We start from the raw sequence: 8359 nt of genomic DNA, 5'->3' as shown, positions 1-8359 counted from the left end.
AATGACTCGGGGCGGTCGCACGCCAGGCCAATCCTCTCAGTGGCCTTGATCGTCACGGTGCCCTCGATGAAATTCTGGCCGTGTTCCGTCGACGCCTGCACGACCACGGTCTCCCGGTCGAACAACTTCGCGCCGTACCCCCAGGAGCCGAGCAGGTAGCGGCCCTGCGCCATGACCGGGGTGTCGATGACCGCGAGCCGCCACACGCGCTTCTCCGCGCCGATCGCCACCGACACGGCGACGCGGAAGCCGCCCTGCTTGTCCTCTTCGGTCTCGATGTCCTCGAAGTCGAGAGGGTGCATGACGACGCCCGAAGGGTCGTAGTAGCTGAGGATGGCGCGGGTGAGCGCCCGGCGCACCTGGACGGTCTTCTTGTCCGTGTTCAGGCCCGTGTACATCTGGATGCCCGGCGTCTGGACGATGCCGAGCAGGTTCTCCCCGACGCCGTCACCGAACAAGATCTGCTCGTCTTCCTTGAGCTTGACGCCGTCGATCAGGTCGCGCTCCAGGATGCCCCGAAGCTGGGACTCGTCGGAGAGCGTGTTCTTGTGGACCGTCTCGTAATGGCCGATCTCCGAGATCGGGCGGGTGTACGGCTCGAACTTGATCTCCGACCGCTTCAGCCGGCCCCACGTGTCGGTCGGGCCGCCGGTCGGCGCCGAGACACCGTCCGCCGCGCGCCGCTCGGGCACCATGTCGGCGTTGTTCACGAAACCGGTCTGCCGGACACCGCTGATGATGTTCGACGTGGTGGACGAGGCCGGGAACAGGTCGCGCACCCGGTTGGGGCGGCGCTGCCGCTCGGCGATGCCCATGTTCTCGGCGGTGCCGAACGCCGGCGTGGTGTGCGTACCACCCGACAGGGTGAACAGGTCCTTCTGCTCGAACGAGTAGATGCCCTGGTCGATCTTGATGGTGCCGCGCGGCTCGCGGAACTCGTCGGCCTTCATCCGCTGGTACGCGTCGGACTCGAAGAAGGCGTCCGACAGGCTCTTGCGCTCCATGCCGCGCGCCCGGTCGGCCGCGATCATCCCGGCGACCGGCTCCGAGGCCGGCTCGGCCAGGTAGGCGAGGACGCCCGCGGCCTTCTGCTCGGTGACGATCATCGCCTGGATCTCGGTCGCCCGATCCACCGACTTCAGGTAGTCGGCGTGCATCTCCTTCGACATGACGAAGTGGCCGCGGCCGGTCTCGTCCTTCATGCCGTTCTGGATGCGCTCGATCTTGGCGCCCTCTTCGGCCAGGGCGCTCTTGAGCTCCTTGATCCGCGCGTTTTCCTTGGTGGCAGTCATCTGCCTTACCCCCCGGTTCGGCTGACATCGGTGTGCGGTTGTGTGCGATCCGCGCCCGGTCAGCACCGGGACCCCCGTGATCAAGGCGGCAAGGTAGGACGAACCCGCGCTTACGTCGCGCGGCGGAGTTAAGGTGATCAAGCTCGGGGGTTGGAACGATCCGTCACCTGGAGGTCCTTGTGCGCTCGAACCGTCTGGCCGCCCTGCCGGCGGCCGCGTTACTCGCCTCGGCCGCGCTCGCCGCCGTCCCCCCGGCGGCCAACGCCGCGGCGGCCGCGCCAAAGACGCTGAAGTTCGGCCAGTCGATCCGCATCGCGGGGGAGAAGGGGCGTCCGCTCCGTATCGCCCCGGTAGGGGTCTACTACCACCGGCCCAGCGACGCGAAGTTCGTCCAGCCGCGAGAGAAGTGGTTCGTCGCCGTCGCCGTCAAGGTGACGGCCCTGTCCAAGACCGAGCGCATCCCGGCCGTCCCGGAGGGCAGCGAGTGGCGGATCAGGATCGGCGGCCGCGCTTACACGGACACGTCCGGCAACGCGGGGAGCAGCCCGTGGGCGGGCCGCACGGACGGCCCCTGGGTCTACGTCCATCCGGGCAGCCCGGCAGTGCTCTACTACTCGTTCGACGTGCCCAGGACGGGCGGCACCCTGGAGTGGTCGACGCCGAATGGTGTGACCCGCTGGAAGATCCCCACCAGCAAGTACGGCAATGCCGCCGTGATCAAGCCCGTCCTCGACGCCATCGCCGACTACGAAGGCCGGTGAACTGACCCGGGAGCCTCCCACAGGATGCGCCCAACCCGCTCCCCCCCTTCATCGCCGCGCGGCCTCGACGGGCACGACCAAGGGCCGCGCGGCCGCCGCGCCGCGACGTCCTTCCACCCGGCGGCCCTTAAGGACGCGCCGGTCTCGTCGGCCCGCGTGTACGTGATCATCCGCGTGAACCCCATCGGGCGGGCGGCCCGCCACGCCGCCGCGTACAGGTGCGAGCAGGCGTTGCGGGTGCCGTCCGTCGCGCACCTGGTCACTTCCAGCGTCCGCCCGTCATCGAACAGACGGGCCACCGGACGGCCGACGACCACCACCCCCACCAAGCTCGTGCCCTCGACCAGGACGCCGGTCTGCGGGTCGATCCGGTCGACCAGCGCACCGATGGAGAACTTGTGCCCGCGCGGGGCGCGTAAGTGCCGATGCTCGGCGTCCACGAACGCGCACGCCTGCGCCCATGTGACCGGCACCAGCCGGAGCACCTTCACACCGCCTCCGCGAGGAAGTCGAGGATGGCCCGGCCCGCGTGCAGCTGCTCCGGCGTCAGTTCGGCCACCTCGGCGAGTTGCTTGGCTTCGTTCGGCAGTGCCGAGGGCGCGGTCGAGTCGGGTTTTACGCCGGGCTCGGGCGGCAGCTCCGGCGGCTGCCGGCGGGCGGGGTCGTGCTCGTCCTCCACCTCCACCCCGGCCTCGCGCATGATCTCGCGCAGGATGTCTACCGCCTGCGCCATCCGCCTCATGTTGCGGTCGGACAGGACGCGGCCCTGCTTGGTCTGCCAGGCGGGGGAGTGCTTGCCCTCCAGGTCCTCGCCGTCGTCCGGGGTCTCCAGGTCGGGCACGCCCGGCATGCCGGGCTCGGCCGGCTCGGCGGCCGGGCCTGCGAGAGGGAAGTCCTCGTGGTCGTCCTCGACGGCCAGCGTGAGCGCGCCGAACTCGACCGGCGTCACCTCGACCGGGGCGGGCATCGGGTCGCCCGGCTGGAGGTAGGTGAGCGTCATGTGCGGGGTGAACCCGTGGTCGGCCGCGTACCAGATTCCGGCCTCGTCCAACGCCGAGACGACCTTCTGCCGTAGCTCGGTCAGGCCGGGCACGTCCACCGGCACCCACGCCGGAATCCCGTCGTCCCCCTCGGGAAAGATGCCGACGCCGCCGATGATCCCCGACAGCGGGCCCGCCGCCGCGGCCACCTTCTCCACCACCAGCGCGGCCTCGGCCAGCGCCGCATCGTCCAGGCCCTCACCGAGGTAGGCGAGCGTCACATGCAGTTCGGCCGCCGGGAGCCCGCCCTCGACCGCGACGGCCTGGGCGACGTCGGCGGGGATGGTGAGGGACACCATCGCCCGCAGCTCCTCCACGCCGCGCGGCTCCTCGGCGTCCTCGGCGGGAGGCTCGTCGTAGCCGTCGAGCAGGTCGTCCCAGCCGCCCTCGGCCGCCGGGTCCGCCTTCACGGCGAGCCCGGACTTCACCGACAGCGTCATGGTCTGCGACGCCGCCCCGAACAGGACCGGGGAGAACTCGTACCAGTCCAGGTCGTAGATGCGGCGCACGCCGCTCCTGGGTTCCTTGCGGGCGCCGCCGGGCGGCACCGAGTACCCGATGCTCCATTCGCACTCGTTCGACTTGGAGTAGAAGCGGACCTTCTTGTACGCCTCGCGCCCGTCCTCGGTGTCCAGGTCGTACAGGGCGCGCACGTAGACCGCGCCGGCCTCGCGCGGCCACGGTTTGCCGTCCTTGGTGTGCGCGGGCAGGCGCGGGTCGCCCGGCAGCCACTCCTCGTACTCCTCGGCCCTGGCCGCCCACACCTTCACGTCGTGCGCGAACACGCCCTTCGGCTTGCGCAGCGCCATGGTGCGGGAGAACGCGCCCGGCATGATGATGTCGTCCACGTTGTCCCGCACGCCGGTGACCGCGACCAGGCAGCGCACGGTCCCCGGCGGGTCGTCGTCCATGGCGGCTATCGGCGAGACCGCCACCGACTTCTGTTCGAGCTGCACGCTCACCCTGGGCCCCCTCCCGGCGAATGTCCGGGGGGAGAGTGCCAGCACAGAGCGTTAACGTCGCCTTCACCCGAAAACGCGACGAACCCGGCCACCCCGGGAAGGGTGGCCGGGTCCGCTCGCCCGGGTCACACGTAGGTGAAGGCGGACGCCCCCGACGTGACCGTTCCGGCGTCGGTGGCCACCGCCACGGCGACCGCACCGGCCGCCTTCGCCGGCGTCTTGCAGGTGATCGTCCGCTCGTCCACCACCACGATGCTGGTCGCGGCGGTGCCGCCGAACGTGACCGTGCTGCCCGGCGTGAAGTCGGTGCCCCGGATGGTGACCGAGTCGCCGCCCGCGGCCGCCCCCGACGCGGGGGAGATTGCGGTGATGGTGGCGTCGGGGAACATGCCGTCGAGCAGCGACTTCTTGATGAGCGCGTCCTTGGGGAAGCGCAGTTCCCGCTTGGCCTCCGGGTAGGCGGTGCCGTCGAACCGGCGGCCGACGTACAGGTTTTCGGTGACCCGTACGACGGGGTCGGTGACGGGCACGGCCGCCGTCTTGGCGTTGGCCTGCGCCTTGGTGAGCTGTGCGCCGTTCGCGCCGTACAGAGCCATCCATTCCCCCTGATCGGTGGTGGGGGAACTGGTAGGCGTGTCGGCCGGTACGAGCAGCACGACCGGCCGCGCCCACACCGTCATGTAGAGCAGCAGGAGCGCCGCGCCGATCGTGACGCCGACCATGAAGCCGACACGCCACCAGATCCCCGAGTCCATGGGGCTGGAGGATGCCCCGCCCGGGGGCTTACGTCATCTCAGCCGGCTCGGTGCTGCCCGGCTCCGGGACGACCTGCGTCCAGGCGGCGAGCGCCGCCATCACCGACGCCGGGTCGTTGACGTCGAGCCGAATCGTGGGCCCGTGCGGCACGTCGACCAGGTCGCCGTCGCGGACGCGCAGCAACGACACCGCCCGAGGCGAGCCGGACACGACGCCGACCGTATCGGCCGCCTCCGGACGCGCCTTTCCGACCGTCACCGCGTAGGCGACGCCGTCGATGTACCCAAACACCTTCTCCATGCCTCACGCCTCCCGGGCGTCGTCGTAGGCGACCGTCCCGGCCTGCGGGGGCCGCACCTGAAGGTAGGCGTCCACGAACGCGAACCGGCGCGGCCCCTTCGGGTAGGGGCAGTCCGTGATCGGCCGTCCGGCCCACGCCGTGGCGCGGCCCGCGGTGCGGGCGGCGCCGAGCGCCACCCGCGACACGCTTCCATCCATCTCGTCAGCCTCTCTTACCGGTTGAAGTCTCGTGCCCCACGGCCCGCCTGGGCGGCCCGCCGGTCCCGTTCCCTGCCGAGCATCTGCGCCTTGAACTCGGTGAAGTTCATCCACCCGTTCGCGTCGAACCAGCGCCGCAGCTCCTCCGACGCGTACTTGCGGGCCCGGTCCCGGCGGCCCGAGAACAGACTCTTCTCCTCCACGCCGGCCGCGACGCCGTCCGGGTTGAGCAGGTACCCCTTGGTGTCGGCTACCGCCTGAAGGTACTGCTGGTGCAGCCACAGGTCGTAGTGCCGCCTGGCCATCTGGTCGCGGGTCTCCCCGGCCATCCGGTCGTCGGCGGTCAGGTCCCGCTCGATCTGCTCGTAGGAGACGCCGTGGACCTGCGCCCACGCTTCCATCTCCGGCATGCCCTCGGCCATGAGCTGGTCGACGCGCGCGGACCGCTCGGCGAACGCCCGGTCGTCGGCGTCCTGCTCGCGCCGCTCGGACTCCCACGCGTCCATGGCGGCGCTGATGCGGGCCACGCTGTAGTCGTCGTCCACCTGCCCGAGCAGGCTGACGAGGTCGGCCAGGTCGAGCCGTTCGAGGTCCAGGCCGGCCAGCGGGTCGCTCTTGGCCTCGACGCGGTCGAGCGCGGCCATCACCTGGGCGACCTCGTCCGGGTTGCCCCACACCTGAGCGAGCAGCGCGCGAAGCTCGGCCTCGGACAGGTCCGACAGGTTGACGCCGGTCAGCGGGGACCGGCGCGGCCCCTCCACGCTTGTGCCGAGCAGCGCCAGCGCGCCGAACGTGAACGCCCGATGGTCGGCGTCGTCGGCGGCGTACTCCGACCCGGCCATCAGCGATTCCACGCCCGTCGTGAACAGCTCGAACGCCTCACCGGTGTACTCGCGGCTGACGTAGTCGGAGCCGAAGCCGCCGTCCCGGTAGTGGATCGTCTCGAACCCGTTCGGCTTCTGCTGCACGGGGTGACGCTCCCGCTCGCCCACGGGGCCGGTGGAGGTCCGGTCCCACAGGAAGGCGCGTTCGGCCGCGACCAGGCCGGGCACGACCTGCTCCATGTGGTGGCCGAGCTCGTGCACCGATCCGCGGCTGGCCGCGTTGCCGCCGACCATCTGGGACGCCGACGTCTCCTCGCTGACCCACTTGCCGTCGACGGGGATGTCCTGCTGCGGGGCCTCCCACGGCAGGGTGATCTCCGGCCGGTCGCGGCCGAAGCGCACCCCGTCGTAGGAGCCGCGCCCGGACTCGATCGTCACCGGCCCGGCGTCGCGTGCCAGGGCCAGCCAGTCGGCCGGGTAGGCCGCTTCGGCGATGCGCATCGCCTTCACCAGCCGGTTGCGCTCCTCCAGAGTCCCGCCGTAGCTGGCCCGGTAGGTGAGCCCTTCGCCGCCGAGGTCGCGCACGCTCGACAGCGCCTCGATCGCGGCCTGGCGGTGCGCTTCCCGGCGGGCCCGCAGGTTGCCGATGACGTCGTCGGCGGCGGCCCGGTAGGCGGCTACCGCGTCGTCACGCTCCTTGGCCGCGCCGGCGTAGGCGTCTTCCCATTCCATCGCGGCCGCGTTCTTCACCGCAGGTGAAGCCCCCGCCCTGAGCGCCCTCATCGAGGAGAACCCGTACTGCTGGGCCACCTGGGTGCGGGTGCGCTTCATGACCTTCATCAGGTCCCGGTCGGCGGCGTGCGCCTGCTCCCGAAGGACGCCGGCCCGCTCGGCGAGCTCGTCGAACGCGGCGATGATCCCGTCCGGGTCGGCCGCCGCGTACCGCTGCCGGTAGATGTCGTCCAGGTCCGCGCCGGCCGCGCGCAGCACGGCCAGGTGCCGCATCGCGTGCTCGCCCGGCCCGCCATCGGCGGCGACGTCGTCCACCCACGTCAGCACCGTGTCCGTGGCCGGGACCTGCCCGGCCTCCAGGTCGGCCAAGCTCGTCGGCTGGAACACGGGGCGGCGGACCTGCTTGCGGCCCACGTTGGCCAGGTCCTCCGGCAGCGCGGCCCGGTAGGCGGCCATCCGCGCGGGCAGGTCCGCCTCCCGCACAGCGGGCAGCTCCGCGACCGGGGCGTCCGTTGAGGCGTCCAGGTCGAACCGGGCCAGGGCCTCGCCCGCTCGCGTCAGCGAGTCGGCCGGCGGCATGTCCCGGTACTGGAGCATCACCCGGCGCAGCGCCTGATCCCACGTCTCGCCCGGCAGCGGGTCGATCTCGCCGATCGCGGCGGTCATGTTCGCGGCCGCGCGGTCGCGCACCTCGGCGACGACCGGCCGCAGCCTGCGCACGAGCTCGGCGTGCTGCTCCTCGGTGCGGGGGTCGAGCGCGTCGGCGATCTGCTCGGCCAGGCCCTCCGGCTGGGCCTGCCACACCTTCTCCAGCCGGTCGAGCGCCTGCCCGTACACCTCGTCGTCGCCGCGCTCCCGGGCGGGCGCGACCGGCGTGGTGTCCAGGTCGCCCAGCAGCGTCGCGGCCACCTGCCGGTACAGGCCGGTCTCGGCGTCGGCCAGCGCCCGGGTGACGGCCCGCTGCCGGGTCCGGCGGCCCTGCGCGTCCTGCTCGGCGCGGATGCGCTCCTCAGCCCCGGCGCCGCCCCGCGCCTGGCGGATGATCTCCACGCTGTCCAGCAGCGGCGCCAGGTCCGTCTCGCCGTCGTAGCCGCGCAGGAACGCCGTCTGCCCGATCTGCAGGCCGTCCTCGCCGTACACGCCCATCAGGGAGGTGACGACACCCGACTGGGTGTTGCCGGCCGCGTCGGTGACGACGATCCGGTCACCGATTCCGATCTGGTCGGGGGTGACGAGGCCGTCGCCTGTGCTGTTGTCGATCGCGGCGTCCCACGGCTGGGTGCGCGACAGCTCCCCGCGCCACGTGCGGACGACGGACGGGCCGCCGCGCGAGGTGAGGGTGACTTGCTCGCGGCGGATGGGCCGGTCCTGGTCATCCACGGTGGCGAGCTCCACCCGCCACTCCTCGACGTCGGCCAGCGGGCGGGAGGTTTTGCGGATGGCCATCACGCGCCCGATCGGCGAGTCGCCCACCTGGTGGCGGATCGCGTCGCC

8 protein-coding genes are annotated in these 8359 nt (G+C 71.8%); 1 reads left to right on the top strand and 7 read right to left on the bottom strand.

Features of this window, described 5'->3' with window-relative positions; translation table 11 throughout:
• A partial coding sequence (locus ACWCSD_RS41725; protein WP_449923268.1) for a phage major capsid protein occupies positions 1-1292 on the bottom strand: 1292 nt, incomplete at its 3' end.
• A 179-nt stretch (positions 1293-1471) separates the two neighbouring features.
• Here ACWCSD_RS41725 and ACWCSD_RS41720 point away from each other — a divergent pair.
• Positions 1472-2053 carry a hypothetical protein gene (locus ACWCSD_RS41720; RefSeq protein WP_449923265.1) on the top strand — a complete coding sequence of 194 codons (582 nt, stop codon included), beginning with the start codon at positions 1472-1474 and terminating at the stop codon, positions 2051-2053.
• On the opposite strand, the gene ACWCSD_RS41715 is transcribed toward ACWCSD_RS41720, so the two are convergent.
• The 6 genes from ACWCSD_RS41715 to ACWCSD_RS41690 all read right to left on the bottom strand — a co-directional run.
• Positions 2038-2544 (bottom strand): XF1762 family protein, encoded by a 507-nt coding sequence (locus tag ACWCSD_RS41715; RefSeq protein WP_449923263.1) that lies wholly within the window; start codon positions 2542-2544, stop codon positions 2038-2040. The genes ACWCSD_RS41720 and ACWCSD_RS41715 overlap by 16 nt on opposite strands.
• Complete coding sequence (locus ACWCSD_RS41710) at positions 2541-4055, bottom strand: 2'-5' RNA ligase family protein (RefSeq protein WP_449923260.1); 1515 nt, start codon at positions 4053-4055, stop codon at positions 2541-2543. The genes ACWCSD_RS41715 and ACWCSD_RS41710 overlap by 4 nt, the downstream gene beginning before the upstream one ends.
• Positions 4056-4180: 125 nt before the next feature.
• Positions 4181-4810 (bottom strand): IPT/TIG domain-containing protein, encoded by a 630-nt coding sequence (locus ACWCSD_RS41705; RefSeq protein ID WP_449923257.1) that lies wholly within the window; start codon positions 4808-4810, stop codon positions 4181-4183.
• A 28-nt stretch (positions 4811-4838) separates the two neighbouring features.
• Positions 4839-5111 (bottom strand): hypothetical protein, encoded by a 273-nt coding sequence (locus tag ACWCSD_RS41700; protein WP_449923254.1) that lies wholly within the window; start codon positions 5109-5111, stop codon positions 4839-4841.
• Positions 5112-5114: 3 nt separating this feature from the next.
• Positions 5115-5309, bottom strand: coding sequence for an Rmf/CrpP family protein (locus ACWCSD_RS41695; RefSeq protein ID WP_449923251.1), 195 nt, complete (start codon positions 5307-5309; stop codon positions 5115-5117).
• A gap of 14 nt (positions 5310-5323) precedes the next feature.
• Positions 5324-8359 (bottom strand): hypothetical protein (locus ACWCSD_RS41690; RefSeq protein ID WP_449923248.1); only part of this gene is annotated, 3036 nt, incomplete at its 5' end.

Source organism: Nonomuraea sp. NPDC001684, from assembly GCF_053596515.1.
The sequence above is the reverse complement of the archived record's forward strand: the minus strand, read 5'-3'. Positions and strand labels throughout refer to the sequence as shown.

What these genes read in the sequence shown, in the direction of transcription:
- ACWCSD_RS41705 (WP_449923257.1), bottom strand. Translation starts at nt 4,810, where the DNA reads ATGGACTCGGGGATCTGGTGGCGTGTCGGCTTCATGGTCGGCGTCACG.
- ACWCSD_RS41700 (WP_449923254.1), bottom strand. Translation starts at nt 5,111, where the DNA reads ATGGAGAAGGTGTTTGGGTACATCGACGGCGTCGCCTACGCGGTGACG.
- ACWCSD_RS41695 (WP_449923251.1), bottom strand. Translation starts at nt 5,309, where the DNA reads ATGGATGGAAGCGTGTCGCGGGTGGCGCTCGGCGCCGCCCGCACCGCG.